This window comes from Gaetbulibacter sp. S0825, from assembly GCF_011777505.1.
In the GTDB taxonomy this organism is placed as follows: domain Bacteria; phylum Bacteroidota; class Bacteroidia; order Flavobacteriales; family Flavobacteriaceae; genus Pontimicrobium.
On record NZ_JAATJT010000003.1, the window covers coordinates 550,705 to 575,289 of the forward strand.

At 31.8% G+C, this 24,585-nt stretch carries 28 protein-coding genes and 1 tRNA gene; 21 read left to right on the forward strand and 8 right to left on the reverse strand.

The annotated features are described in order from the left end of the window. Positions 1-32: 32 nt before the first annotated feature. From HB672_RS13730 to HB672_RS13740, 3 genes are all read right to left on the reverse strand, one after another. Positions 33-536, reverse strand: a complete 504-nt coding sequence (locus tag HB672_RS13730; RefSeq protein ID WP_167770091.1) for a DUF6702 family protein — start codon at positions 534-536, stop codon at positions 33-35. Positions 537-632: 96 nt separating this feature from the next. Continuing rightward, positions 633-1,430 (reverse strand): hypothetical protein, encoded by a 798-nt coding sequence (locus HB672_RS13735; protein ID WP_167770092.1) that lies wholly within the window; start codon positions 1,428-1,430, stop codon positions 633-635. After that, a complete protein-coding gene (locus tag HB672_RS13740) occupies positions 1,417-2,220 on the reverse strand; it encodes a carboxypeptidase-like regulatory domain-containing protein (RefSeq protein WP_167770093.1) in 804 nt (267 codons plus the stop codon). Before HB672_RS13740 ends, HB672_RS13735 begins: the two co-directional genes overlap by 14 nt. A 100-nt stretch (positions 2,221-2,320) precedes the next feature. Between HB672_RS13740 and pepE the strand changes: the two genes are divergently transcribed. Continuing rightward, a complete protein-coding gene (gene pepE / locus HB672_RS13745; protein WP_167770094.1) occupies positions 2,321-3,028 on the forward strand; it encodes a dipeptidase PepE in 708 nt (235 codons plus the stop codon). A 45-nt stretch (positions 3,029-3,073) separates the two neighbouring features. On the opposite strand, the gene HB672_RS13750 is transcribed toward pepE, so the two are convergent. Then, positions 3,074-3,146 (reverse strand) — tRNA-Gly (locus HB672_RS13750). A 48-nt stretch (positions 3,147-3,194) separates the two neighbouring features. Continuing rightward, the gene (locus tag HB672_RS13755; protein WP_167770095.1) at positions 3,195-3,620 is read right to left on the reverse strand and encodes a GNAT family N-acetyltransferase; all 426 of its coding nucleotides are present in this window, start codon (positions 3,618-3,620) and stop codon (positions 3,195-3,197) included. A 143-nt stretch (positions 3,621-3,763) separates the two neighbouring features. Between HB672_RS13755 and HB672_RS13760 the strand changes: the two genes are divergently transcribed. From HB672_RS13760 to HB672_RS13770, 3 genes are all read left to right on the forward strand, one after another. Continuing rightward, complete coding sequence (locus HB672_RS13760) at positions 3,764-4,537, forward strand: M48 family metalloprotease (RefSeq protein ID WP_167770096.1); 774 nt, start codon at positions 3,764-3,766, stop codon at positions 4,535-4,537. An 83-nt stretch (positions 4,538-4,620) separates the two neighbouring features. Next, a complete protein-coding gene (gpmI, locus tag HB672_RS13765; protein WP_167770097.1) occupies positions 4,621-6,138 on the forward strand; it encodes a 2,3-bisphosphoglycerate-independent phosphoglycerate mutase in 1,518 nt (505 codons plus the stop codon). 18 nt (positions 6,139-6,156) lie between these two features. Then, positions 6,157-6,567: a hydrolase gene (locus HB672_RS13770; protein WP_167770098.1), complete on the forward strand. Its 411-nt coding sequence runs from the start codon at positions 6,157-6,159 to the stop codon at positions 6,565-6,567. On the opposite strand, the gene HB672_RS13775 is transcribed toward HB672_RS13770, so the two are convergent. Next, positions 6,568-7,842 (reverse strand): acetyl-CoA hydrolase/transferase family protein, encoded by a 1,275-nt coding sequence (locus HB672_RS13775; protein ID WP_167770099.1) that lies wholly within the window; start codon positions 7,840-7,842, stop codon positions 6,568-6,570. Between the two features lie 120 nt (positions 7,843-7,962). Here HB672_RS13775 and map point away from each other — a divergent pair, with 120 nt between their 5' ends. From map to HB672_RS13790, 3 genes are read left to right on the forward strand one after another with little or no spacing between them, the layout of a single operon-like run. Continuing rightward, positions 7,963-8,781, forward strand: coding sequence for a type I methionyl aminopeptidase (gene map, locus HB672_RS13780; RefSeq protein WP_167770100.1), 819 nt, complete (start codon positions 7,963-7,965; stop codon positions 8,779-8,781). 49 nt (positions 8,782-8,830) lie between these two features. After that, on the forward strand, positions 8,831-9,529 hold the full coding sequence (locus HB672_RS13785; protein WP_167769599.1) for a DUF6090 family protein: 699 nt from the start codon (positions 8,831-8,833) through the stop codon (positions 9,527-9,529). Positions 9,530-9,536: 7 nt separating this feature from the next. Further along, positions 9,537-10,301 carry a class I SAM-dependent methyltransferase gene (locus HB672_RS13790; RefSeq protein WP_167770212.1) on the forward strand — a complete coding sequence of 255 codons (765 nt, stop codon included), beginning with the start codon at positions 9,537-9,539 and terminating at the stop codon, positions 10,299-10,301. Here HB672_RS13790 and HB672_RS13795 read toward each other — a convergent pair whose 3' ends face one another. Further along, positions 10,302-11,291, reverse strand: coding sequence for an FAD:protein FMN transferase (locus HB672_RS13795; RefSeq protein ID WP_167770101.1), 990 nt, complete (start codon positions 11,289-11,291; stop codon positions 10,302-10,304). 1 nt (position 11,292) lies between these two features. Further along, the gene (locus HB672_RS13800; RefSeq protein ID WP_167770102.1) at positions 11,293-11,670 is read right to left on the reverse strand and encodes a Na(+)-translocating NADH-quinone reductase subunit F; all 378 of its coding nucleotides are present in this window, start codon (positions 11,668-11,670) and stop codon (positions 11,293-11,295) included. 187 nt (positions 11,671-11,857) lie between these two features. On the opposite strand from HB672_RS13800, the gene HB672_RS13805 reads away from it, so the two are divergent. The 14 genes from HB672_RS13805 to HB672_RS13870 all read left to right on the forward strand — a co-directional run bounded on the left by HB672_RS13805 (position 11,858) and on the right by HB672_RS13870 (position 24,575). Continuing rightward, positions 11,858-12,049 (forward strand): hypothetical protein, encoded by a 192-nt coding sequence (locus HB672_RS13805; RefSeq protein ID WP_167770103.1) that lies wholly within the window; start codon positions 11,858-11,860, stop codon positions 12,047-12,049. Between the two features lie 38 nt (positions 12,050-12,087). Next, positions 12,088-13,587, forward strand: coding sequence for a M28 family peptidase (locus HB672_RS13810; protein WP_167770104.1), 1,500 nt, complete (start codon positions 12,088-12,090; stop codon positions 13,585-13,587). Between the two features lie 160 nt (positions 13,588-13,747). Further along, entirely contained in the window at positions 13,748-14,440 is a 693-nt protein-coding gene (locus HB672_RS13815) for a DUF6090 family protein (RefSeq protein WP_167769600.1), read from the forward strand. 31 nt (positions 14,441-14,471) lie between these two features. Further along, positions 14,472-15,179, forward strand: coding sequence for a DUF6090 family protein (locus HB672_RS13820; RefSeq protein ID WP_167770105.1), 708 nt, complete (start codon positions 14,472-14,474; stop codon positions 15,177-15,179). Then, positions 15,172-15,903, forward strand: coding sequence for a DUF6090 family protein (locus tag HB672_RS13825; RefSeq protein ID WP_167769601.1), 732 nt, complete (start codon positions 15,172-15,174; stop codon positions 15,901-15,903). The genes HB672_RS13820 and HB672_RS13825 overlap by 8 nt, the downstream gene beginning before the upstream one ends. A 1-nt stretch (position 15,904) precedes the next feature. Next, entirely contained in the window at positions 15,905-16,624 is a 720-nt protein-coding gene (locus HB672_RS13830; protein ID WP_167769602.1) for a DUF6090 family protein, read from the forward strand. Positions 16,625-16,664: 40 nt separating this feature from the next. Continuing rightward, positions 16,665-18,338: a hypothetical protein gene (locus HB672_RS13835; protein WP_167770106.1), complete on the forward strand. Its 1,674-nt coding sequence runs from the start codon at positions 16,665-16,667 to the stop codon at positions 18,336-18,338. Between the two features lie 31 nt (positions 18,339-18,369). Then, entirely contained in the window at positions 18,370-19,788 is a 1,419-nt protein-coding gene (locus HB672_RS13840; protein ID WP_167770107.1) for an amidohydrolase family protein, read from the forward strand. 7 nt (positions 19,789-19,795) lie between these two features. Beyond that, positions 19,796-20,539: a DUF6090 family protein gene (locus HB672_RS13845; RefSeq protein ID WP_244306624.1), complete on the forward strand. Its 744-nt coding sequence runs from the start codon at positions 19,796-19,798 to the stop codon at positions 20,537-20,539. After that, complete coding sequence (locus tag HB672_RS13850) at positions 20,536-21,258, forward strand: DUF6090 family protein (RefSeq protein WP_167769604.1); 723 nt, start codon at positions 20,536-20,538, stop codon at positions 21,256-21,258. Before HB672_RS13845 ends, HB672_RS13850 begins: the two co-directional genes overlap by 4 nt. A gap of 28 nt (positions 21,259-21,286) precedes the next feature. Beyond that, positions 21,287-22,030: a DUF6090 family protein gene (locus HB672_RS13855; RefSeq protein ID WP_167769605.1), complete on the forward strand. Its 744-nt coding sequence runs from the start codon at positions 21,287-21,289 to the stop codon at positions 22,028-22,030. Positions 22,031-22,058: 28 nt separating this feature from the next. Then, positions 22,059-22,772, forward strand: a complete 714-nt coding sequence (locus HB672_RS13860; protein ID WP_167770108.1) for a DUF6090 family protein — start codon at positions 22,059-22,061, stop codon at positions 22,770-22,772. Beyond that, positions 22,769-23,539: a DUF6090 family protein gene (locus HB672_RS13865; RefSeq protein WP_167769606.1), complete on the forward strand. Its 771-nt coding sequence runs from the start codon at positions 22,769-22,771 to the stop codon at positions 23,537-23,539. Before HB672_RS13860 ends, HB672_RS13865 begins: the two co-directional genes overlap by 4 nt. Beyond that, positions 23,532-24,575: a DUF6090 family protein gene (locus HB672_RS13870; protein WP_167769607.1), complete on the forward strand. Its 1,044-nt coding sequence runs from the start codon at positions 23,532-23,534 to the stop codon at positions 24,573-24,575. The genes HB672_RS13865 and HB672_RS13870 overlap by 8 nt, the downstream gene beginning before the upstream one ends. The last annotated feature ends 10 nt before the right edge of the window (positions 24,576-24,585 follow it).

A 24,585-nucleotide genomic window follows, 5' to 3' on the forward strand; every position in this document is an offset into this window, starting at 1 on the left:
AAATTAACAAATTTTAAGGAATTTTTAACCTTTTAATTAAAGTTTAACACTCCTTTATCATTTTGAGGTATGAGCATAAAACTCTTTCTTTTAGAATTGATTTTTGTTTTTACCAAATTTTGCTGATCATCGAAAACATCAAAAAGAACTTGGTTTACAATTTCGAAATTATTTATAGCAGAAACATCTGTTATTTCTAAATAGCAAAATAGAATATCATCTTCATATTCTTTTCCTAAAAATTCAAATTGCTGTAAAGTATTATCAATTGTTATTTGTAGTTTACTACTTAAATATTTTTGTATGTAAGCGTCTATTTGAGTTTCATCTTTCCCAATATCTAAGGTGATACTTTCATCATATCGCTCTCTCAACATTTTCTCGAAATCATCAATAAAAATCCTTGTTACTATTTGCACAGATTCTTGCTCTTTAACATACTCAACTTCGGTAACACTCACATAATATTTATGCGTTATGGTAAATGACATTAAAGGCATTATTATCAAAAAAATCAATAATTTATTAATTTTCATAACTCTGTTTATTTTTTAAAGTGTAGTTAACAAATGTACTTATTTTGTTTTATCATTTGTTAGTAATTGTAGGTCAAAAAGTGTTCCAAAATAAAATTAATTGCCTTTCAATTTTAAATTTACCTTATAAGCAGCCATTTTTTCAGCTAAAAACTCAAAAACCTCAATATCACTTTTATCCTTACAGCGTTTTTCAAAATTTTCGTCATCAGAACAGAAATAGAAGAAGTCTGTTCGCAGTGTCTCATCCAAAGGATAAGTAACAAAAAAATCTTCGGTTAAATTTGCTTTTATCCTTTCTAAAAGCACATCGTTATTCTCTTTTTCAACTCGATCTTTAAGTTTTTTTGTTCTGCCTGAGATTTTATTTAATATTTTATTAAGGTTTAATCCAACTCCCAATCCCACGTACACATATTTACCTGCATCTGCTTCATATAGTCTACGTTCGCTTTGAGTTTTTGGCTTCCCTTTATAACCAGGTAAGCCAACATCATAAAAATTTATTGGTCTTTCGGCATCAGAGTTTTTTATGTCGGAATCTAAACTACCTGTAAGCACTTTACCAACAAGAACCTCGCCTAACTCATTGACCTTATCTTCTAAAAAAACCATCATTCTTTTTTCGGAAATAATTTTTGGTGTTATCAAAATCGAGTGCAAATTATATTGCACAGATGAGAAGACTAAAGTGTCGGACAGTTTCACTTGAATGGTAAACGCTCCAAGCTTGTTGGTGGTAGTAAATTTATTGGAAGTTTTATTTATAACATGAATATTCTCAACATCTGTACTTCCAGTAACCACACCTTCAATTTCAATAGTTTGAGAGTATATTGAAGAGAAAACGAAACAGCACAAAACAACTAAAAAATAACTATTAGTTTTTACCATATTTTTTTTTGACAAACTTTTTTTCCAGTTGCTTTATAAAGGCTAAAAAATCTAGTTTTCTATTAGGTTCTAGCAAAGAACGGTCAAAGTTATTCTCTTCAATATAATAGACAAACTCGACCACATCCGTGTCTTTAATACTTAACGTTTCACTTAAATATTCTTTAGAATAAACATCTAGTATGCTTCCTTTTTTATAGTTAGGTATTGCCTTTGTTTTAGTTTTTTTTGATTTAAAAATTGGTATTAATAATTTTCCAAAAATATTTACAACATCAATGCCATTTACCAATCTATTTTCGTTCATGGCAATATTTTCTATTTCAGAAAGATGGTCAGGTGTAAATTCAAATTTATCAAGATTACCTAAACCAAAGTATAACGCATCTAAATTTGGGTTCATTAATTCAATATTACTAACATCAAAAGACAAATCACCTGTTAAATTATAAGGCAAAATTAAAACCTCATCCAGTTTGTTAATTTGTTCAATTAAAAATACCGTAATCTCCTTTACATCAATAATTTGCTGTGTTATTACAACTTTAAAATCTTCGAACTGTAATGCAGAAAATTCAATGCGGTCGTTTAAAGCAACTTCAATAGTAAATTTCCCATCCTCATCTGTTATAGTCCCTTTGCCTGAAGAGCTGTTAAATACTGTTACACCTTCTTTATCGTTTCTATCAACGATAATAGTACCTGTAATTTCAGTACGGCTTGTGCCTTGGGAAAAGGTTTGTGTGCTTGTTAAGCACATTAAAAGCAATAAAATTAGGTTAGTTTTCATGTGTTAAAGTAAGTGATTACTTATCTTAATAAAATGTAAATAGCTTTTAAACTTTTGTTAAAAGATGTATTTACATAAATTTACAACAATATTTAACCAAATGAAAAAAATTCTTATTGCAAGTACCTCTACAATACATGGAAGTAATTTTTTAGATTACTTATTGTCAGATTTAGAAGAACATTTTAAAGATACAACCGAAGTGCTTTTTATTCCCTATGCAAGACCAGGTGGTATAAGTCATGAAGATTATACTAAAAAAGCCCAAGGCGCTTTTAAAAAAATAAACAAAACACTGATAGGGCTACATGAATTTACAAACGTAAAAGAAGCACTAACCAATGCTAAAGGTATTTTTGTTGGAGGTGGAAATACTTTTGTACTTGTCAACAAACTTTACAAAAACGACCTAATAACAACACTACAAAAAGTAGTTTTAAATGGCACTCCATACCTAGGAACTAGTGCAGGAAGTAATATTTGTGGACTAACCATGAATACAACCAATGATATGCCAATTGTATATCCTCCTAGTTTTAAAACATTAGGCTTCGTACCTTTTAACATAAATCCCCATTATTTAGATCCAGACCCCTCAAGCACTCACATGGGTGAAACTAGGGAAACGAGAATACAAGAATTTCACAAATTCAACACACAACCAGTTATAGGTTTAAGAGAAGGCAGTTTTTTAAAAGTCTTAAATGAAGATATTGTTTTAAAAGGACATTTATCTGCACGAATATTTTTACATAATGAAGAACCTTACGAAATAGAAACTAATACTAGCCTTAACTTTTTAAAGTAATTAAATTCCATAAAAAAAGCTTCACTAAACTGAGAAGCTTTTTTGAGCGGGAGACCGGGTTCGAACCGGCGACATTCAGCTTGGAAGGCTGACGCTCTACCAACTGAGCTACTCCCGCAATACCTGGCCAAATATATATAATCTTATTGTTTTGCTAAAATAAAATTTACAATTTCTTTGCGAAATGATATCCGTAAATTTTAAATCCTTGATTGTGATAAAACTTATGAGATGGATGATTAGTTACATAGGTGTTTAATTCTATTTCTTCGCATCCTTTGGCTTTAACATACTTATAAATCCAATTGAAAAATAAATCTCCAAGACCTCTACCTCTATGTTCTTCATAAATAAAAACATGGTCAACCTCAACGCTTTTTCCTGAGTAATGTCTAGTACAAAACCACATACCACAAATACCTATCAACTCATTTCCAATATATATTCCAGCACACTCATAATTTTGTGTAAACATTTCGACAAAACGTTTTCTCAATACTTCATTTGTGAATTTTTCTTCGGTAAATTTTTGCATCAAAGGTAGTATTGCATCAATATCTTGAGACGTTAGCAATTTATAATCATACAACATAATTCAATTTATTTAAAATTCTCTCAAATATAATTTTAAAAACGTGACATTTTTTAATTTCTGTGTCTATATAATATAGCCCTTTATATTTTAGTTAAAATTCTGTAAACTTTTGTATTTTTAGGATACTTAAAACATTAACCATGAGAAGAGGAAGTAGCAAAATAAGATTATTAATTGGTGCTGGAATTGTATTATTTGCTGTTATTAAATATTGTTCAAGTGCTGAGACAAATCCATATACAGGCGAGAAACAACATATAGCCTTAAATGAAGAACAAGAAATTGCTTTGGGTTTGCAAGCTGCTCCACAAATGGCACAACAGCATGGAGGTTTGTATCCCAATGAGAACTACCAAGCATTTGTAGATCAAGTAGGAAATCGTTTAGTAAATAATAGTATTGCAAGGCAAACTGGCTATAGGTATGAATTTCATTTGTTAGCTGATAAAAACACCATTAATGCATTTGCATTACCTGGAGGGCAGATTTTTATTACGTATGCTCTTTTTTCTAAACTTGAAAATGAAGACCAATTAGCTGGTGTTTTAGGTCATGAAATTGGTCATGTAGTAGGCAGACATTCTGCAGAAAGAATGGCAAATCAAGGGCTTATGGAAGGTATTTTAAATGGTGTAGCAATTGGCATAGACCCAAATACTGCACAAGGTGCAGCTGCTATAGGCCAAATGCTAAATATGAGTTATGGCAGAGAAGACGAATTACAAAGCGATGATTTAGGTGTGAAATTTATGATAGAATCTAATTACAATCCTGAAGAAATGATTGGTGTTATGGAAATATTAAAGGCTGCCGCAGGACCTAACAGAACTCCAGAACGAATGAGTACACATCCTGACCCTGAAAATCGCGTTGAAAAAATTAAAGAAGCTATAGAAAAATATCGAAACCAATAGCACTGACGATAACATATTTTATTAATAAATCCTGCTAATTAGCAGGATTTTGTTTTTATCTTTGAAGTGATAATCTTTATATCATGAACAAAAAAGTAATCTTGATGATTTTGGACGGTTGGGGAAAATCTCCCGACCCAAAAGTATCAGCCATAGAACATGCCGAAACACCTTTTATTGACAGCCTGTATTCTAAATATCCAAATGCTAGTTTACGTACAGATGGATTACATGTTGGTTTACCAGAAGGTCAAATGGGAAACAGTGAAGTTGGACACATGAACCTAGGTGCTGGGCGTATTGTATATCAAGATTTAGTAAAAGTGAATCTGGCAGTAAAAAACAAAACACTACAAAATGAGCCAACACTTGTTAAAGCTTTTACTTATGCGAAAGAAAACAATAAAAAAGTGCATTTTTTAGGGCTTGTAAGCGATGGAGGTGTTCATTCGCACATAAATCATTTGTTTGGTCTTGTGGATGCAGCCAATGAATTTGGTATTAAAAATAGTTATGTCCATGCATTTACAGATGGTCGTGATGTTGACCCAAAATCTGGATATGGATTTATTACTGAGCTTGAAAACTACATAGAAAATACACCAACCAAACTAGCTTCTGTTACAGGACGCTATTATGCTATGGACAGAGACAAACGTTGGGAACGTGTGAAATTAGCTTATGATGCTGTTGTTAATGGAAGAGGTGAGACATCTGTTAATATTCCAAAATCGATTCGTAAAAGTTATGAAAACGATATCACTGATGAGTTTTTAAAACCAATTATCAAAGTTGACAACAATAGCAATCCCATTGCTAAAATTGAAGAAAGTGACGTTGTAATCTTTTTTAATTTTAGAACAGATCGCGGCAGACAGCTCACACAAGTTTTAACTCAAGAGGATTTCCATGAGTACAATATGCACAAATTACACCTGCATTATGTAACGCTTACCAACTATGATGAAACATTTAAAGGTATTCATGTTGTTTTTAACAAAGACAACCTTAAAGAAACTTTAGGCGAAGTATTAGAAAAGCACAATAAAACCCAAATTAGAATTGCTGAAACAGAAAAATATCCACATGTTACTTTTTTCTTTTCAGGTGGTAGAGAAGAACCCTTTAAAGGTGAGCAACGCATTTTATGTAACTCACCTAAGGTAGCAACTTACGATTTAAAACCAGAAATGAGTGCCTTTGAATTAAAAGACGCCTTAGTCCCAGAATTAAAAAAAGGCAAGGTTGATTTTGTCTGCTTAAATTTTGCAAATGGCGATATGGTAGGACATACAGGTGTTATGGAAGCAGCCATAAAAGCTTGTGAAGCTGTAGATACATGTGTTGCCAAAGTAATTACTACTGCATTAGAAAATAACTATACAACCATACTTATTGCCGATCATGGCAACTGTGAGACCATGATTAATCCTGATGGCACACCACACACAGCGCACACCACTAATCCTGTACCAATAATTTTAATTGATAAGAGTTTAAAAGAGATAAAAAATGGTATTTTAGGCGATCTGGCTCCTACTATATTGGAGCTTATGGGAGTTGAGAAACCAGAAGCAATGACTCAAAATTCATTACTTTAGTAAAAATTTTTAATTTAAATGAAACTTTACAATCGGTTAACAATAGCTATAGATTTTGATGGCACCATCGTTGACGATGATTTTCCTGGTATTGGTAAACCTAGAATTTTTGCATTTGAAACTCTAAAAAAACTACAAGAAGACGGTCATAGGCTAATTTTATGGACATATAGAAGTGGTCTAAAATTAGAAGATGCTGTGCAATTTTGTAAAGATAATGGCGTAGAGTTTTATGCAGTTAATAAAAGTTTCCCCGAAGAACAGTTTGACTATACTAAAAGCCGTAAAATAAATGCGGATATTTTTATTGACGACCGCAACCTTGGTGGCATATTAGGTTGGGGAGAAATTTATCAAAAAATCACCAATAAATCTCCTCAATTTGAAGGGACGAGAAAGAAAAAAAGTTTTTTCGGTTTCTTTAAATAATTAGCCTCTTATTAAATCAAAATATTGTTTATCAATCGTTTCTCTATGATCTGGATGTGCAATTTCAGTTAATGCTTTTACACGTTGTTTTATTGTTTTTCCATAAAGATTGGCAATACCATATTCTGTCACGATATAATGCACATGAGATCTTGTAGTTACAACTCCAGCACCGGGTTTTAAAGCTGGTACAATTCGACTCACTCCTTTTCTAGTAATCGATGGTAAAGCTATTATTGCCTTTCCATTTTCACTTAAAGAAGCACCACGAATAAAATCCATTTGACCACCTACACCAGAATACATCTTAGCCCCAATAGAATCAGCACAAACCTGACCTGTAACATCAACTTCAATTGCAGAGTTTATAGCCACCATTTTTGGGTTTTGCTTGATAATTGAAATGTCATTTACATAATCTGATGTTCGCATCTCGATATAGGGATTATCGTCAACATAATCATATAATCGTTGGGAACCCATTAAAAAAGTAGCCAAAGCGCGACCTGGATTAATCCCTTTATGGTTGCCATTAATAACATCCTTTAATATTAAATCAATAACACCATCAGAAAACATCTCAGTGTGCAATCCTAAATCTTTATGATTCACCAATTTGGTTAAAACTGCATTAGGAATAGAACCAATTCCCATTTGCAAAGTGCTTCTGTCTTCTATTAAACTTGCAACATTATTACCTATTTTATTTTCTATTTCTGTTGGCTCAACAACAGGATGAGCTGGCAATGGCTCGTCACATTCAACAAAAGCATCAACCTCAGATACATGAATAATACCATCGCCAAAAGTACGTGGCATTTGTTTATTTACTTGCGCAATAACATAGTCAGCATTTTCAATAGCTGCAACTGTTGCTTCAACCGAAACACCTAAAGAACAATATCCATGAATATCAGGGACAGACACATGAATTAATGCTACTTGTAAATCCACAATATTACGCTTAAACAGCAAAGGCAATTCACTTAGAAACACTGGTGTATAAGACCCATTTCCAGCTTTAAGTGTGTGACGAACATTTTTTCCAATAAAAAAAGAGTTCACATGAAAGCTTTCTCTAAGTTCTGGATTTGCATAAGGCGCCTCGCCTTCGGTATGTAATTGGCAAATTTCAACACCTCTCAATTCTTCATGTCTTGCTGTTAAAGCACGAATTAAAACTTGAGGAACTGCAGATGCTGCTTGTATATATACTTTATCTTTAGATTTTACAATTTTAACTGCTTCTTCTGCACTTACTACTTTATACTTCATAACTAATTTTATTGAGGCAAAAATATTGATTAGCTTCTTTAAATAAGCTGTCAAATGTCATAAAAAACGAAAAAATATTTACATCTTAATTTTAAGTATCTTTGCCATTATTTTTTAAATATGATTGTAGTAAAAACAAAAGAAGAAATAGAATTAATGCGTGAAAGTGCTTTGGTAGTTTCTAGAACCTTAGGAATGTTAGCCAAAGAAGTTAAACCAGGCGTTACCACCTTACAACTTGATAAATTGGCCGAAGACTATATTCGCTCACAAGGCGCTATTCCTGGATTTTTAGGCTTGTATGATTTCCCAAATACATTGTGTATGAGTCCAAACGAGCAAGTGGTCCATGGCTTTCCAACTAACGAGCCTTTAAAAGAAGGTGATATTATTTCAATAGATTGTGGTGCCATTAAAAATGACTTTTATGGCGATCATGCATATACATTTGCCGTTGGCGAAATAGATTCTGAAACTAAAAAGTTATTACGAGTAACTAAAGAATCACTTTATGTTGGCATAAGAGAATTTAAATTAAATAATCGTGTTGGCGATGTTGGTTATGCTATTCAGCAGTATTGTGAAGCTCATGGATATGGTGTGGTTAGAGAACTCGTTGGCCATGGAATAGGTAGAAAAATGCATGAAGATCCTGAAATGCCAAATTATGGTCGTAGAGGTCGTGGTAAAAAATTTGTTGAAGGAATGGTAGTTGCCATCGAGCCAATGATAAATATGGGAACGCATCGCATTAAACAACATCGAGATGGCTGGACAATTACTACTCAAGATGGAAAACCAAGTGCACACTTCGAGCATGATGTTGCCATTGTAGATGGAAAACCAGAATTACTTTCAACGTTTGCTTACATTTATGAAGCACTAGGAATTGAAAGTAATGAAGAAGATGAGTTTCGCCAAAAGACTTTAGTAATATAATCTTTATTTAATAATGCTCAAGTTTTTTAGAAAAATTCGATACAATCTTATGAGTGAAAACAAATCTCGAAAATATATTAAATATGCCTTTGGAGAAATTATTCTCGTGGTCATTGGTATTTTAATAGCACTTCAAATAAACAATTGGAATCAAAATAGGAAAGATCGCATTCTTGAAACAGAATACCTTACTAGATTACGAGCTGATATTGAATTTGACCATGGTTGGTTAGATTTCTATTTCATTAATAGGTACAATCGAAAAGTAGAAGGCCTTAAAAAAGGTAAAGCTTATTTTCAGGGAGAACTGGTTATTAAGGACACTTTACAGTTTTTAAATGATATCGGCTATGGTGGCGTATTTGGACATGCTTCTTGGGGTCTTAGTAAGAACAGCTACAACGAATTAATAAGTACTGGTAATTTAACAAAAATTGAAAATGATTCTTTAAGAACAGAGATTATCAAATATTACGAAAATAGCAATGCAGTAGTAGAAACTAGTAAAGCTTATGTTTCTGGTTATGTAAAATTCACTAATTCATTTACGGCTTTCAACACCAACGACCCAAACCATATAGAAGCTTTTGACCAAAAACTTTTTTTGAAAAACATTAAAACCCTTGAATATTATCGCTTAGCTAATACAGAACTTACACTTGCACATAGACTATTAGATTGGGCAAAAGAAGTAAAAACAGATGCTAAAGAGTTAATAGCATTAATTGACAAACAATTAAATGACTGATCTTTTTGTGAAAAAGCTCTTTAAATTTTTTCTCAATTTTTTTCCTAGACCTTTTTTAATTAGGTTGAGTTATACAGCACGTCCTTTTTTAGCTTTTTTCTTAAAAGGTGATACGTATACCGATCCTATTGATGGTAAAAGTTTTAAATCATTTTTGCCTTATGGCTATGGTAATCAACGTAAAAATGCGTTGTCACCTTCCACGTTATCACTAGAGCGTCATAGATTGTTATGGTTATATTTAAAAAACGAGACCGATTTTTTTTCTGCCTCAAAAAAAGTTCTTCATTTTGCACCAGAACAGTGTTTTTTAAAACGTTTTAGGGATTTAAAAAATTTAGATTATACTACCACCGATTTAGAATCACCTATTGCTGATGTCAAGGCTGATATTTGCAACTTGCCTTTTGAAGATAATAGCTACGATGTTATTTTATGTAATCATGTTTTAGAACACATTCCAAATGACACCAAAGCAATGCAAGAATTGTATCGTGTACTAAAACCAGGAGGTATGGGCATATTTCAAATTCCGCAGGACTTAAACAGAGAAGCCACTTTTGAAGATGATAGTATTACAGATAAAGCAGAACGTGCTAAAATATTTGGTCAATACGACCATGTACGTATTTATGGGCGCGACTATTTTAACAAACTACGCACTATTGGGTTTAAAGTTAATGAAGTAGATTACACTACTACGCTTTCTAAAGAAGACGTTACAAGATACTGTTTAGCAAAAGGAGAAATTATTCCTGTTGTTTATAAGTAATTATGCTTCAGGGAAATAATTTAAAGACAAGGTTTCAAGTTCATTATTATCATTTTCAAAAATCACAAACACCTTAAGCTCCGGGTGTTTTTTTACAAAATTTTTAATACCATCAACTGTCATAGTCATTAAAGCTGTTGCATAAGCATCAGCAATCATACACTCTTTAGTTATAACCGAAACACTTAGTACGTTATTTTTGCTAGAATAACCTGTTTTGGGGTCAATAATATGTGCATATTTATTACCCTTTTTATCTATTTTAAACTTTCTATACGTTCCTGAGGTTGCCATGGCTTCATCAGTTAACGAAATAGCTTTCATAACGCTTTGTGAGCCGTCAAAATTTGGATTCTCCACACCTATTTTCCATGGATTTCCACTATCTAAATTAATCCTTTTAGTTCTTATTTCACCGCCAATTTCAACCAAATAACTTTCAACATTTTGTGTGTCCAAAAAATTTGCAATAACATCTACACCATACCCTTTGGCTATTGCGCTAAAATCAATAATAGTCCCTTCGTGTTGCTTATTAATTTTGTCATCCTCTCGTACTACTTTATCAAAACCAACAGATAACATTAAACTATCAATGGTAGTTGCATTCAAATTTTCAACGCCATCATCCGATCCAAAATTCCATGCATTTACCATCACGCCAATAGTTGGGTCAAAAGCACCATTGGTGGCAGTATATATGTCTTTTGAAGCATCAAAAACCTTTCTAAAATGTGAATCGATAGACACTTCTTCATTTCTATTAATTTTAGAAATTATGGAATTTTCTTGATATGTTGACATGGATTTATTAATAATATAAAACAACTTGTCAAACTGCTCTTGAAAATCAATTTTAGATGCAGGCGCTTCAAACTGTACTGAATACGTTGTTCCAAAAACATTACCTATAAGATGATGGTTTTGCACCTCATCCTTACAGGAAGCGACTATTAACACTAAAAATAAATACTTAAATACGTTTTTCATCTTAATTAAGATTAGTTTCTATAAACTGTATACCATTGTACTCACATAAGTACTCTTCATTTAAATAAATTGGCAACTCTTCACCATCAGGATTCCCAAGTGCAACGCCTGCATATAACACTTTCGCATCTTTATCTCTAGCATGTTCTTTAAACGTTTCCATCCACACCACATCGTAATTATTTGGGTTTTCTGGTAACTTAACCGTACGAACAATTACAAAATAATATTGACTTGTTTTATCAATACACACAAATTGTGGGTGCTTTTTAAGCTTACTATTTACAGCAATAAACTCGAAGCCTCTTTTTTCTAAATCTTTGCCTACAAGATTCATGGCTAAATTGTGTAATTCCTGCTCGCTAAGTGGTGTACTCATAATGCAAAACTACTACTATTATTTTCTATCATAAAATTGTTTAACTTTAAATGCTATTACCAACCAAAACTACTCATTACTAAAAACTACTTACAAAACTTGTAAGTAAATGGATAGGCTTTTTCTAAGCCTTATCAAATCATTACTTATTAAAATATATAATTAACTATAAATACATGTAATATCCATGGGAATATTTTGGGATTTAATCCAACAAGACGAATTACAAAAACAAGAAGACAAAGCCAACAGTTTAGAGGACAGAGTTGAGCAATTAGAACAAGAGTTAGCAAACACTAGAACATTACTTAAAAAAACATTAGTGGCATTAGAAACACACCTCATTCAGGATATTGATGGTGACGGCAAAATGGGATAAACAACAGAAAACATTATTAACAATAGAAATACATACAAATGAAAAAATTAGCATTATTACTAACGCTTGCAAGCGTTTTTACACTTACAGCACAAACTGAAATTGAAAAAGTAACCGAAACTGTTAGCAAAAGTGATATAGAAGGTCATATTTACTTTCTAGCAGACGATTTACTAAAAGGAAGAGAAACAGGCACACCTGAGCTTAAAATTGCAGCGTCTTATTTAGCAAACCAATTTAGAGGCTATGGCGTAAAACCCAACCCAAAAACAGGAACTTATTATCAAGAAGTAAACTTTAAACGTGTATCGCCTCCAGAAGATGTTTCGATGCAAGTGAGTAATCAAGCAATTAACGATTATGTGTTAATATCGTCATCTCCATTTAATACAGAAGCTGATGCAATATTCTTAAATCATGGTATGGCAGAAGACTATGCAGGGAAAGATGTAAAAGGTAAAGTAATTGTAATTCAAGCTGGTAATGCCGAAGCTGGGGATTTTAGAGCTTCATTTCGATTACGAGGCCAAAAGCAAAAATTGGCTAAAGAGAATGGTGCGATAGCAATTCTTGAGCTAATGGACATGCAAACTGAAATGTGGGATAATGTGAGTCATAATTTTAATGGCTCAAGATTATCTGTTGTGACTGGTAATGAAACAGCATCTGAACAAAATAACGAGGATATTGTCCATGCCTGGGTTTTAGATAAAGGAAACAGTATGCTTAATCAATTAAAAGGGTCTAAAACTATTAGTACTAAAATTTCTGTGAGCGGTAAGAAAGAAGAACCTGTAATATCTCAAAATGTTATTGGTGTAGTAGAAGGTACTGATCCAGTACTTAAAAACGAATATATTATATATTCTGCACATTACGACCATGTTGGCATTGGTAGTCCAGATGAAACAGGTGACACTATTTATAATGGAGCTAGAGATAACGGTGTAGGCACTACAACTGTGTTAGCAATGGCTGAAAATTTAGCAAAATACCCAACGAAACGCTCAGCTCTTTTTATATTGTTTACTGGAGAAGAAAAAGGTTTATTAGGCAGCCGCTTTTATGTTGAAAATCCAGTATTGCCATTAGAGCAAATGGTGTATTGTTTTAATAGTGATAATGGCGGATATAACGATACGTCTTTAGCAACTATCATAGGGCTTACAAGAACCTCAGCCGAGAAGAATATTTATGATGCTGTTAAAACTTTTGGTCTAACTGCTATTGAAGATCCAGCAAAAGAACAAGGCTTATTTGACAGAAGCGATAATGTAAACTTTGCTAAAAAAGGAATTCCAGCACCAACTTTCTCATTAGGGTTTAGGTCTTTTGACGGAGAAGTGACTAAATACTATCACAGACCTGGAGACGAGGCTCATACCTTAGATTACGATTACTTATTAAAATTCTTTAGAGCTTATGTACTCGCTGGTCGTAAAATTGCTAATGATGGTGCTACACCTGTTTGGAATACTGGCGATAAGTATGAAGAGGCTTCTAAAAAACTCTATAAAAGAGAAGCGGTTAAAAATTAGTCTGTAAAAAATATGGAGACCAAAACCATTATTTATTTAGTGGTAGCTACCTTAATATTACGCATTATTATTAAGGTTGCTGCTCACTATTTTAAAGACCAAAAGAGCAGCTGCGACGTTTTCTATGCTTAAATTCTTTAGAAAAATACGATACAATCTCATGAGTGAAAACAAGACAGCTAAATATTTTAAATATGCTATTGGCGAAATTGTACTCGTCATGATTGGTATTCTCTTAGCGCTTCAAGTTAATAATTGGAACGAGAGCAGGAAAAATAAAATAAATGAAACCAAACTTTTAACTGAGTTATTTAACGATGCCAAATTAGATTCTGTGTTCTTTGAATCTAGGAATAGTAGTCTTAAAAAACATTTGGTAACTGTTAACCATTTAAACAGTATACATTTAGGTATAAATGCAGATTCCATTTCTGAATTGCCTTTAGATTATGAGTTTATATTCGACCCAAGTTTAGCATATCAATCTACAGTCGATGCCAATTTCAATAACAGGATTGATGCAATCTCGAATGATAAAATTAAAATGAACCTAAGAATGTATAGTCTCGCATATCATTATTTAAAATTACATTATGAAAGACGCAATAGAATATTCGAAATTAATTGTAATGATTTATCTGTAAAATATCACAGTTATAGAACTCAAATTGACTCATCCACAACCCTTGGAAATTACTTTTTAGGCATAGAATTCGCAAAACATGAAAAAGTAATCAATTATACAAATGAGGCAGTAGTTTTATCTAAAGAAAGAACGGAAAACTTTATTACAATAAACACAATGCTGTTAAATGAATTGCGTGCAATTTTAGACATTACCACTAATGATTAAGTACTTTCGACATATTCGTAAATCACTTCTTATGGAAAACAAAAAACACAAATACTTTAAATACGCTATTGGTGAAATCATTCTAGTAGTTATTGGAATTCTTATTGCTTTAGGCATTAACAATTGGAATGAGCATAGAAAAGATTTGGAAAAGGAGAAAAATATAAGTGCTAATCTTCAGCAAGAGTTTAGTCAAAATCTCAAATTAATTGATATAATCCTTGAAGAAGTTAACAATAATGAACAGGCTTGTTTCACGCTTATGGAATATATGAATCAAGATATAGATGAAACGAAAAGCAAAACAATTGACAGCCTTATATATTGGGCTATAGAGCACAATTCTTTCAACCCCGCTAATAGTACTTATACCGAAATATTAAACACTGGAAAAATAGAATTGGTTCAAAACAAAAAACTTAAAACTAGTCTTTTTGATTGGTCTCGAGAATTAGAAGAAAATAAGGCAACGCATTACATTTTCGAGAAATGGATTGAAGAGGGTATACTACCCTATTTATCTAAAAATATTGCACTAAAAAATATTGACATGAATGGTGCTTTAGCTTGGGATAAGGAATCTGAATTTAATAGTGGGGTTTCTAATATTATGAAAGATCGTGAATTTGAAAACGTTATCGATAACAATATCTATCACATATCAAAAATTAAAGACGAATATCTAAATCTAAAAAAGATAATTGAAACCATTATAGAAGAAACTAAAGGCAATGATTAAATTCTTTCGTAAAATACGCTACAACCTCATGGAAACAGGAAAAACAGGCAAATACTTTAAATACGCTATTGGTGAGATTATTCTAGTCATGATAGGGATTCTCCTTGCATTACAGGTAAATAATTGGAATGAAAATAAAAAGACAAAGCATACAGAAGTGTTTGTTTTAAAAGAAGTATTAAATAATTTAAATGAAGATGCCACCATTTTAAACGACATAATAAATCAAAGGCTAAAGACCAAAGTATCTATAGCAAACATGCTTGTCTATTTACAAGAAGAAACAATAAATAAAGATACTTTAGAAAAAGATCTAGTAAACTATATGACATTCGAGAGATACTTTCCAATAAATAATGCCTATGAAATATTAAAATCTAAAGGCTTACAACTTTCTAATAATTCGCTTACCACTAAAATATCCCGCTATTATGATTTTGAGCAAAAAAAAATAAATCGCAGTATTCTAGATGTTGAAAATGCCATTCTTAATGTGCTTGAGAATCCTTCTGGTATTATTCAATATGTAGAATCAATCGAACTAAATAAAAAAGTCTCAATAATTAACAGTAATGACCCAAATTTGAAACATGATCTTAATAGGAATTTAGTTGCTTTTAAACACAATAATATTGGCACACTTGACAAGCTAATTGTATTCAATAAACTTAATAAATCTCTAAGAAATAGCATTGAAACCGAACTAAAATTAATCGGCATTTAAAATGATTAAATTCTTCAGACATATACGCTATAAACTTATGGAAACAGGAAAAACAGGCAAATATTTTAAATATGCGATTGGTGAAATTATCCTAGTCATGATTGGTATTCTACTAGCCTTACAAGTCAACAATTGGAATGAATCTAGAAAAGTACAAACACAAGAATTTCACCTAGCCACACAATTATTAGAAGATGCTAAAGCTGATTCGGTTTTTTTTGAATCAAGAATTACTTTTCAAAAACAAAGAGACACATTATATAACAACTTATTGAATCTTTACAAACAAATAGCTGTGGACTCTATTTCAAAACTAACAGTAAACGATGACCCTTTTTTCTTTAGGTTGGCTTATCAATCAAACCTCATCAATAATAATCCTGATGCTTACGAACTTATAAGTAATAAAATCATTAAATCTAAGCTTCGTGACTATGCTGCAAAATATGATTATGTAGTACATGGTATCGAATTAAATAATCGTATTAGTGAAGAATATGGTGTGCCATTGGAAATAAAATATTACGCCCAAAGAGAAAAATTACCAGAAACCCCAACTTATAAAGATTTTCTTTTTGCTATTGAAGACGAAGAAACCGTCGCCTCGTTTCAATTGTTTAAAAAATACGGCATCAACTACCTCGTACAGGTACAAAACTTTTTAATAGTTAATCAAGAACTTAAGCTATTACTTGAAACATATATAAAAGAGAATCAATGATTCTCAAAAAAAATAAAATAATAACTAAACCAACCAACCAATGAAACATTTATTAGTTATCCTAAGCATTAGTTTTCTAGTTTTTAGCTGTAATACAGAAGTAAAAACAGATACTGCAAATAATACAAAAACACAAACGTATCAGAGTAATAGTTATGATGATTTAGTCGTTTTATTTAAAGAATGGCGAGCTTTTGAAAACCCTCCAAAACTTGATGGTGCACCAGATTATACCAAAGCTACCTTCGAGAAGCGTTGGCCACAGTTTAAAGAACTTCAAAATCAATTAAAAGCTATTGATACATCAAATTGGTCAATCGAAAATCAAGTAGATTGGATGATTGTTTGGGCCGAAATGAATGGTTACGATTTTAACCATAACATTTTAAAGCCTTGGGTTCGCGATCCTGCTTATTACAAAGTATTATGGAGCTATAAAAGTGACGTACCAGCACATGAAGGTCCAACAAACCATGGTACTACCGAATTATGGACTTATAAGTTTCCGTTATCTACACAAGAACGTACACGATTTATAACCGATTTAAAAGTGATTCCTCCTTTTTACAAACAAGCCAAGCAAAATCTAACTGGAAACGCCAAGGACTTATGGATTACAGGAATTAGAGATATTCAGTATCAAAGTGTCTTATTAAATAACTTAAAAGAAAAACCTGAAATTAAAAGAGATGAAGAAATTATTTCAGTGATTGATAATGCTATATCTGCAACCAATGATTTAGCCTCATGGTTACAAAAAAAATCTACGTCTAAAACTGGTCCTTCAGGAATTGGTAAGGACAACTATACTTGGTATATTCAAAATGTACACTTACTACCTTTAACTTGGGAAGATGAAGTGATGATATTAAAACGTGAACTAGCACGTGCTTGGGCAGCTTTAAAACTAGAAGAACATAGAAATAGAAATCTTCCAGAATTAGTCGATGTAAATTCTCCTGAAGCGTATAATAAAATGGCAGACGAAGCCGCAAAAAGTTTAATTAATTTTTTAGACCAACAAGACATAGTAACTGTAAAACCTTATTTCGATACAGCACTACGTGAGCATTTAGGGTCATTCATCCCAAAAGAGAAACGCAACTTTTTCTCGATAGGACAACATTACGATGCACGACCATTATATTCTCATTTTTATCATTGGTTTGAGTTAGCACGTATGGATTTAGAACCTCATAAAAGTGAGATACGTCGTGAACCATTGCTGTACAATATTTTTGACTCCAGAAACGAAGGAACAGCTACAGCAGTAGAAGAAATGTTTATGCAAGCTGGCTTGTATGACGATAGTCCAAGAACTAAGGAAATTGTTTATATCATGATTGCACAACGTGCTGCAAGAGGTTTAGGCTCACTATATGCACACTCTAACGACATGACTATGGAAGAAGCTGGAGGCATCCATAGCGAATACACACCTCGTGGTTGGATGAAAACCGAAAAAGAACTCCTAATTTTCGAGCAACATTTGTATTTACGTCAACCAGGATATGGCACTAGTTATATTACTGGAAAATATTTACTAGAAGCTGCTCTAGCAGATTATGCACGCATACAGGAGCTTAAAGGAAATGACTTTAAAACTAAAGATTTTTTCGACACGCTTAATAGCACTGGTAGTATTCCAACATCGCTTGGGCATTGGCAAATGACAGGAGAAAAGAAACATTTAGAATCTATCATCAATGATTAAATTCTTTTAACAGAACCTAAAAAAGCAAACCATGAAACTAAAACTAACCATCATTACCATTCTATGTTGTATAATACAAGTACAAGCACAAGAATTCTCATCGCAAGTAGAACGCTTTATTAATGTCGATGATGCTGAATTTGCTATAACCAATGTTACTGTTATTGACGGTACTGGTAATACTGCCAAGATCAATCAAACTATTGTGGTATCTGAAGGAAACATTATTGCTTTGGGGAATAAGAGTGAGGTTAACTTACCTCCAAATGCCAAAATTATTGATGGGACTAGTAAAACTATTGTGCCAGGGCTAGTAATGTTACACGAACACATGTTCTATACCATGCCATTCGAAAATTGGTTTAGTGTAGGACAAATGACGTTTACCTTTCCTCGCCTATATTTAGCTGGTGGTGTTACATCTATGCGAACTGGTGGTAGTATACAACCACAAACCGATTTAAATGTGCAAAAATGGATTAACGAAGGAAAAATGACAGGTCCAAAAATGCATGTTACTGGTCCTTTTATTGAGCGTGAAGGCCCCAAAGTACCAGAACTTGGCTTTATAGGAAATACTGATGAAGTAGCCAAGATTGTAAATTATTGGGCAGATAAAGGAGTGACCTCCTTTAAAGTATATAATAACATCACAAAAGAAGACTTAAAGATATGTGTTGAAGAAGCACATAAGCGAGGTTTAAAAGTCACTGGACACTTATGTTCGTTAACTTATGAAGAAGCCTCTAATATAGGTATTGACAACTTAGAACATGGGTTTATGGCTGCAAGTGACTTTGCTGAAAACAAAGAAGAAAACATTTGCGATCCTTTTACTGCTCGACAAGGGTTGACAAACGAACCTGAAGATGGTGATAAAATAAATAGACTAATAGATTTACTAATTAAAAACAAAACAGCAATTACAACTACTCCCAATGTTTTTGAGCCCTATACAGATCGAGAAATTGCTCCTGGTGGAGGTTTAGAAGCTTTGGCTCCACAAATACAAGAACGCTTAAAAGCAAGTTATGAACGCTCACAAGGTAAAGATGCTGGCACTCTAGCTCGATTTAATAAAAACCTTACTTGGATTAAACGTTTTTACGATAAAGGAGGAATTCTAGTAGCAGGAACCGATCCTACAGGAGCTGGCAGGACAGTTGCTGGTTACTCAAACCAACGCACTGTTGAAATTTTAGTGGAAGCTGGCTTTACCGTAGAGGAAGCCATTAAAGTGTGTACTTTAAATGGTGCAAAATTTCTTGAACAAGACAAACTTATTGGAACGCTTGAAGTAGGTAAAAAAGCAGATATCTTACTTATTAATGGTAACTTAAAAACCAATATAAAAAATATTAGAAACATGGAAATAGTTTTTAAAGATGGTATTGGTTTTGACTCCCAAAAATTATTCGAATCAGTTAAAGGGCAAGTTGGTCTTAATTAATTGAGTTATGATAAAATTCTTTAGAAGTATTCGTAAATCACTGCTTATGGAAAACAAAACAGGCAAATACTTTAAATACGCTATTGGTGAAATTGTACTTGTTGTGATTGGTATTCTAATCGCGTTGCAAATAAATACTTGGAATCAAGAAAAAAGCAACCAAAGTACTTTAAAACAGTTTCTTGTGGAATATAAAGAAGAACTACGTTTAAACATTAAGGACTTTAAATTAGACATTAAATTAATTGCGTCGCAAAAAAAAAATAATGACAATCTTTTAAAAAATAAAAGGTTAGATACAATACCACTAGACTCCTTAGAAAAACATCTAGAACCTGCATATATAAAGGTAAGTTATAGTCCCACCTTACTAAAGCGTTTTGAAAATTCACAGATTACAAACTACGGGAAATACGACTCAATTTTTTACAACTTACAAGAACTATATGGCTATTTGTGGCCAGAATTTAACATTGATAAGAATAAGCACAATACTAAGGTAGATGAAATCAAATCATATTGGCTTTACCAACAAAGCAATTATGAATTTAATTTTTCTCATGGAGATAATACTTTTATTAATGATTCAACCCAACGTAAAAAAGTACTTATTAATTTGTTGATGTCGCCAAAAGCCAGAAATCTCTTAAAAGTGGATTCAAGATCAAAAGAATTTATTAAGAAAAAGATGGATCAATTAAAAGGTTTTGCCGAGACTAATCTTAAGGAAATAAATAAATTATTAGAATGATAAAATTCTTCAGGCGTATTCGTAAATCACTACTCATGGAAAACAAAACAGGCAAATACTTTAAATACGCTATTGGTGAAATACTTCTAGTTATGATAGGTATTTTATTAGCATTGCAAGTAAATAACTGGAATGAAAACAGAAAACAACTCAAACAACAAGATTTTTTATTCACACAATTACTATCTGATGCTAAAGCAGATTCTGTTTTTTTTAAAAGTAGATTACTTGGTCTTGAATTATTAGATAGCACATTAATCAATATTAAGCAATTTGGTATGGATTCTACATTAAATATTTCTACAATAAACACTAATGGAACTGGAAAAGTTTTACCAATAATTGCTTTTAGACATGCATCAAATCTTCTAGATAATAATCCAAACGCTTATCAAGAATTATTAGATAATGAAATTAAGGATATGCTTAGAGATTATAATGCAAAATACAGCTATTTGTCTCCTCAATTTTTATTTTTAAATACGCTGTTGGAAAAAAATAGAGATATAATCTCTAGGCGTTATTACAAAGAACTACGAGAAAACAAAAGGACTAAATCAATTAAAACTTTATCAACTATATATAAGGATGTAGAGTTACAATCTGATATAGATAATATTAGAATAGCATTAGAAGCGGCTCATCGACGAACCAATGAATTTATGGGAATAAATAAAAATATAACTAAGGCACTTACTAATAGATTAAATAATGATTAAGTTTTTTCGCAAAATACGCTATAACCTCATGGAACAAAACAAGACAAGCAAATACTTTAAATATGCCATAGGCGAAATTGTACTTGTTGTAATTGGTATTCTCATCGCCTTGCAGATTAATAATTGGAATGAACACCGTCTTGAAAGAATTGAAGAAAAAGCAATTTTAGAGGCCATAAAGGTAGATTTTAAAAATGCAATAGTAGAGTTTAATGAGCTAAATAATAATAGAACAGTTCTTGAAGAAGCTAGTAAAACAATTTTTACAATTATAAAGGCAAAAGAAATAATATATACTAAAGCTGAATTAGATAGCATATTATCCATTTTATTGATTGGCCCAACATACAACAGCCAAACCAAAACTTTAGAAGTTTTATTTAATTCTGGTAAAATGAATTTTATTTCTAATGATAGAATAAAAGATAAGCTTGTTAATTGGCCAAAACTTGTAGAAGATATGACGGAAGGCGAGTTGCAAGGTATTGAAGTTCTAAGAGATAAAGTAATACCATTACTAAATACTTATGTGTCATTTTTTGATCTTAACACCAAGTTTAAGTTTAAAAATTATGATATGTTCGATAAAACTTTAGAAAGTGCTTATAGTAGTAAATATAAAGAATTGTTTGAAGATAGAAACTTTGAAAACGTTCTAAGTTTAAGAGAACTATATAATAAAGTAGCAATAATTGAAACCAACCAGCTAATTGCGGAAGCAAAAATTATCATTGAATTAATAAACAAGAAACTAAACCTTGAAGATGATTAAATTCTTTCGAAAAATAAGATACAACCTTATGGAAACAAGAAAAACAAGCAAATACTTTAAGTACGCTATTGGTGAAATTATATTAGTTATGATAGGTATTTTACTTGCCTTACAAGTAAATAGCTGGAACCAAATGCGATTGGATAGAATTGAAGAAAAAACCATACTATCTAATTTGCACAGTGAGTTTCAAGAAAACAAAATCCTTTCTACACAGAATATCAATTTAATGAAAGGAGCGATGAAAGCAAATAAGGATCTCATGGCTTTAATGGGGAGTTCTGGCGATGAATTACAAAAACACAATTTAGATAGCCTATTTTATAGCTCTCTTCCAGCAGCACAATTTACCGCTTCTGAACAAAGTATTTCAAACATTATTCAAGGAGGAAGAATGAATATTATTAGAAACCAAGAGATTAAAAAATTACTCTATCAATGGCAAGCACAATTAGATGCTGTCGAGATAAGAGAACGCGCCTTAGATAATTGGAGTTATCAACAGATACTACCAATTATGTCTAAATACATTTCGTTCAAAGAAATGGATGCAAATGGCAACTATGATTGGGCTGGAAAATCGAAGTTAAAAAAAACTTACGATCCTTTATTCCAGTCGTTAGAATATGAAAATCTATTAGACAATTTTTTATTCTTGCATTTAAATAATTTACAAGAAATTGAAAAAGCAAATATTATAATCACTCAAATTTTAGATATAACTAAGCCATATACTAAATGATTAAATTCTTTAGACATATACGTAAATCACTACTCATGGAAAATAAAACATCCAAATACTTTAAATATGCAATTGGTGAAATAATTTTAGTAATTATTGGAATATTAATGGCTTTACAAATTAATAACTGGAACATAGAAAGCAATAATAAAACTATTGAAAAACAACTCTTAATTTCTTTACAAAAGGACTTTACAGAAACAAAAGACAATCTGCAAAATACAATCAAACTGCAAAGTAATGTAGTTAAGTTGTCCAAAACATTAATGCAGCATTATATAACCAAAAATATAGAGTTAAGTAAAGACTCCATTTATAAAATGTTGACAACAGGTGCACAATCATTTTGGAGAATAGAACCAACAATCGGAACGTATCAAAGTATGTTAGGTAGTGGAGATTCTAAACTCATTCAAAGTCAAAAACTAGTCCAACAAATGACACGTTTTTATGGCGAAATCAGTTATGGCTTTGAAGATCATGATGTTTGTATGGATATCATTATGGGTATACTAAACGATTTAGCTGAACATATCACATTAGCAAATGAACCCTACTTCTATTTGGACACCTATAAAAGACCTGATAATTATGCAGAAATCATAAAAAAAGAAATAAAAAAATTATATGATAATCATGCTTTGTTTGTGAAACTAGATTCTAAAGTAGATTATGAATCAAACAGATTAGATTGGCAAATGGACTTGAAGATGAAAGTAGAAGATATTTTAACCGAAATTGAAAAGGAACTAGAAAACCATGATTAAATTCTTTCGAAAAATACGATACAACTTTATGGAAACAGGAAAAACAGGCAAATACTTTAAATACGCTATTGGTGAAATATTCCTAGTAATGATTGGTATTTTGCTGGCATTGCAAGTAAATAATTGGAATGAAACCAGAACCAATGAAGAACGTTTTATGAAAATTTTAAAAGAGGTTAGAAACGATCTAGAAGTAGATATTGACCGATCTATAAGAGTATTAGAAAGGGGTAAAGAAATGGACTCGTTAGTAAACCTTGTTTTAGATGAAAATCTTACTACAGAAGATTATTTAAAAGAAGAAAATAGGAATTTGTTTTGGGTTGGGTTACAGTTTTCTCCTTTTGACTATCAAAAAACTGCCTTTAATAAATTTGAAGGTTTTAATAATGTAATTCCTCAAAAATATGAGACTATAATTAGCAGCATAAACAATCACTATAACGCAACAGGCAAACTGTATGATGATCTATATCAAATCTTTAGAGAACAAATTAAAGACAGGCATGATTATTTAGCAAATAATCAAAACTGGTATTATTTATTGCGAATGCAACAAACCACTGATGAAATGATTGATTTTTTCCTAAACGATCCTAAATATAAAAATTGGATAGTCCAACATCAGGTAGATAACACTGCTAGCGATAAATATGGAGTGCTAAAAGATTTACAATCTAGTGCTTTTGGATTGGCAAATGAAATTAGCGATATTTTAAATGATTCGTTCAAGTTCAAAAACGACAAACTTTACAAAAAATTTGGTGAACCGCTAACACAAGCTTCTGATTGGATAGGTAAATATGAAGAAGAAGATAAAGACGTAGTCATAATAAAGAATAAAAATGGTTATTTGTTTTTAAACCAGTATTTATTAAAATTAGTAAGTAAAGACACTTTATTTTTCGATAGTAGATACTTCAACAGTAGACTGGTAGCAGACAGAGATAATGGTGGTCAAATAAATGGCTATAAGTTTATTAACTTAAAAGATTCGACTCATAACGAATATGTAAAAAAAATTGAGGATGATTAAGTTTTTTAGA

Coding starts and splice junctions, on each gene's coding strand:
- HB672_RS13830 (WP_167769602.1), top strand. CDS start 15,905: ATGATTAAATTCTTCAGACATATACGCTATAAACTTATGGAAACAGGA.
- gpmI (WP_167770097.1), top strand. CDS start 4,621: ATGAACAAAAAAGTAATCTTGATGATTTTGGACGGTTGGGGAAAATCT.
- HB672_RS13775 (WP_167770099.1), bottom strand. CDS start 7,842: ATGAAGTATAAAGTAGTAAGTGCAGAAGAAGCAGTTAAAATTGTAAAA.
- HB672_RS13820 (WP_167770105.1), top strand. CDS start 14,472: ATGGAAAACAAAAAACACAAATACTTTAAATACGCTATTGGTGAAATC.
- HB672_RS13800 (WP_167770102.1), bottom strand. CDS start 11,670: ATGAGTACACCACTTAGCGAGCAGGAATTACACAATTTAGCCATGAAT.
- HB672_RS13815 (WP_167769600.1), top strand. CDS start 13,748: ATGAGTGAAAACAAGACAGCTAAATATTTTAAATATGCTATTGGCGAA.
- pepE (WP_167770094.1), top strand. CDS start 2,321: ATGAAAAAAATTCTTATTGCAAGTACCTCTACAATACATGGAAGTAAT.
- HB672_RS13870 (WP_167769607.1), top strand. CDS start 23,532: ATGATTAAATTCTTTCGAAAAATACGATACAACTTTATGGAAACAGGA.
- HB672_RS13810 (WP_167770104.1), top strand. CDS start 12,088: ATGAAAAAATTAGCATTATTACTAACGCTTGCAAGCGTTTTTACACTT.
- HB672_RS13840 (WP_167770107.1), top strand. CDS start 18,370: ATGAAACTAAAACTAACCATCATTACCATTCTATGTTGTATAATACAA.
- HB672_RS13850 (WP_167769604.1), top strand. CDS start 20,536: ATGATAAAATTCTTCAGGCGTATTCGTAAATCACTACTCATGGAAAAC.
- HB672_RS13760 (WP_167770096.1), top strand. CDS start 3,764: ATGAGAAGAGGAAGTAGCAAAATAAGATTATTAATTGGTGCTGGAATT.
- HB672_RS13865 (WP_167769606.1), top strand. CDS start 22,769: ATGATTAAATTCTTTAGACATATACGTAAATCACTACTCATGGAAAAT.
- HB672_RS13855 (WP_167769605.1), top strand. CDS start 21,287: ATGGAACAAAACAAGACAAGCAAATACTTTAAATATGCCATAGGCGAA.
- HB672_RS13795 (WP_167770101.1), bottom strand. CDS start 11,291: ATGAAAAACGTATTTAAGTATTTATTTTTAGTGTTAATAGTCGCTTCC.
- HB672_RS13770 (WP_167770098.1), top strand. CDS start 6,157: ATGAAACTTTACAATCGGTTAACAATAGCTATAGATTTTGATGGCACC.
- HB672_RS13845 (WP_244306624.1), top strand. CDS start 19,796: ATGATAAAATTCTTTAGAAGTATTCGTAAATCACTGCTTATGGAAAAC.
- HB672_RS13740 (WP_167770093.1), bottom strand. CDS start 2,220: ATGAAAACTAACCTAATTTTATTGCTTTTAATGTGCTTAACAAGCACA.
- HB672_RS13860 (WP_167770108.1), top strand. CDS start 22,059: ATGGAAACAAGAAAAACAAGCAAATACTTTAAGTACGCTATTGGTGAA.
- HB672_RS13835 (WP_167770106.1), top strand. CDS start 16,665: ATGAAACATTTATTAGTTATCCTAAGCATTAGTTTTCTAGTTTTTAGC.
- HB672_RS13735 (WP_167770092.1), bottom strand. CDS start 1,430: ATGGTAAAAACTAATAGTTATTTTTTAGTTGTTTTGTGCTGTTTCGTT.
- HB672_RS13785 (WP_167769599.1), top strand. CDS start 8,831: ATGAGTGAAAACAAATCTCGAAAATATATTAAATATGCCTTTGGAGAA.
- HB672_RS13805 (WP_167770103.1), top strand. CDS start 11,858: ATGGGAATATTTTGGGATTTAATCCAACAAGACGAATTACAAAAACAA.
- HB672_RS13755 (WP_167770095.1), bottom strand. CDS start 3,620: ATGTTGTATGATTATAAATTGCTAACGTCTCAAGATATTGATGCAATA.
- HB672_RS13730 (WP_167770091.1), bottom strand. CDS start 536: ATGAAAATTAATAAATTATTGATTTTTTTGATAATAATGCCTTTAATG.
- map (WP_167770100.1), top strand. CDS start 7,963: ATGATTGTAGTAAAAACAAAAGAAGAAATAGAATTAATGCGTGAAAGT.
- HB672_RS13825 (WP_167769601.1), top strand. CDS start 15,172: ATGATTAAATTCTTTCGTAAAATACGCTACAACCTCATGGAAACAGGA.